The following is a 1,400-nucleotide window of genomic DNA, read 5'->3' as shown; positions in this document are numbered from 1 at the left end:
CGATCCGCGGACTTCATCAGGGCCAGCAGCCATGGGCGCTGCGCAAACAGGCCGAACACATGGATGCACCCGACCGGTAGGAATCACGGCTGAAAACCTCTTGCGCCACAGGCGCCGTCCACACATGGGCCGATGCGAGTTCTCGGCCCGGTTGTTATCGGGCATGAATTTGGTCCGACGCCACCGATGGGCTGGGAGAGGCCAGTCCACCGGTTGTATCCTGGAGCATCCGGGACAGGGGCGTCGGGAGCACGTGGTGGGCAGGCCGGGATACCTGATGAGCTGTGAGTGCGTATTCCGGTGATCCTGATCGGCTGTTCCAGCCGAAGGTGATCACCCAATCCGGTGATCATGATCACCTGCCGTGCGTTGGGGCTTGGCAGGGGGACGGGGCCGGGGAGCGGTACGGCCGACGGTTGTAGACTTCACTCGCTGGCGGCGTCGGTCAAGGCATCGTTGCTGGCTTGGCGCTTGCGCAGGCTGGCGCCCTTGAGTTCGATCCGGTGGGCCCGGTGGATGATGCGGTCCACGATGGCATCTCCGAGTGTCAAATCACCAAACACCTCGAAACGCCACAGTGGCGGATCGGCTGATCTCTGCGGTGACGGCGACGGACCCTCGCCATCCCTTGTCTGGTCAGCGCCTGGCGGTCCTGTCCCTCACCTGTGGCCGTGGCCCTCGGTTCCTGGCCGTTGCCTTGCCTGATGGCCGGCGGCGCCTGATCCGGCGTGCTGCCACGGACCTTGAACGCTCGGCACCAACGGAGCTGCCGGTGCCCCGGGTATCGGCTCGTACGCTGCTGCCCCTGGCGCGCCACATCCGCGGCTTGGTGACTGAACCGCCCCGGGTTTCGCGGAGGTTCCAACCCTTGAGTAAGGTGGAGCCATGACGACGAAGAAGACGGCGGCGAGCTACTCGCCGGAGGTGCGGGAGCGGGCCGTGGGATCTGTCAGCTCTCGCGCCAGAAGTGCACTCGCAGGCTGGCTGATGCTGTCAGCCTACGCTGCGGCGAGAATGGCGAGCGCGGCTGCGGCGCGACGGAGATGAAGCACGCGGCGGCGGTTGGCGGGGACATGCTGGTTGTAGCGGCGGCGAGGGCGGAAGTGGTTGCGAAGTTCATCGTAGCTGCGACAGAAGCGCTCTGCCGAGATGAAGCTCTTGAACCCGCGCATACATCGGATCCGGCCCTTGATGCCCCGGTGATCCTGTTCGAGCCCGTTGTTCCTGTAGACGCTGGTGCGGTGGGTGACCCTCTTGCCCAGCGTTGAGCGGATCGCCCGCGAGTAGGAGCCATGTCCGTCCGTGGTGACCTTGTCGGGAACGAGGCCGGTGACGGACCTGGCCGAGCGGAAGAAAGCCTTGGCCGCCGTCATGTCCCGGTGCTCGCTCAGCATGGTGTC

2 protein-coding genes are annotated in these 1,400 nt (G+C 65.6%); both read right to left on the bottom strand.

Going from position 1 to position 1,400, the window contains the following annotated elements; translation table 11 throughout:
- Window positions 1–425: 425 nt before the first annotated feature.
- Window positions 426–563 carry an ATP-binding protein gene (locus ACO1BU_RS37325; protein WP_424140898.1) on the bottom strand — a complete coding sequence of 46 codons (138 nt, stop codon included), beginning with the start codon at window positions 561–563 and terminating at the stop codon, window positions 426–428.
- Window positions 564–998: 435 nt separating this feature from the next.
- Window positions 999–1,400 (bottom strand): DDE-type integrase/transposase/recombinase (locus ACO1BU_RS37320; RefSeq protein ID WP_424140897.1); only part of this gene is annotated, 402 nt, incomplete at its 5' end.

Source organism: Roseomonas chloroacetimidivorans (genome assembly GCF_049629625.1).
Taxonomy (GTDB): domain Bacteria; phylum Pseudomonadota; class Alphaproteobacteria; order Acetobacterales; family Acetobacteraceae; genus Roseomonas; species Roseomonas chloroacetimidivorans.
This window is presented reverse-complemented; position numbering and strand designations above follow the sequence as displayed.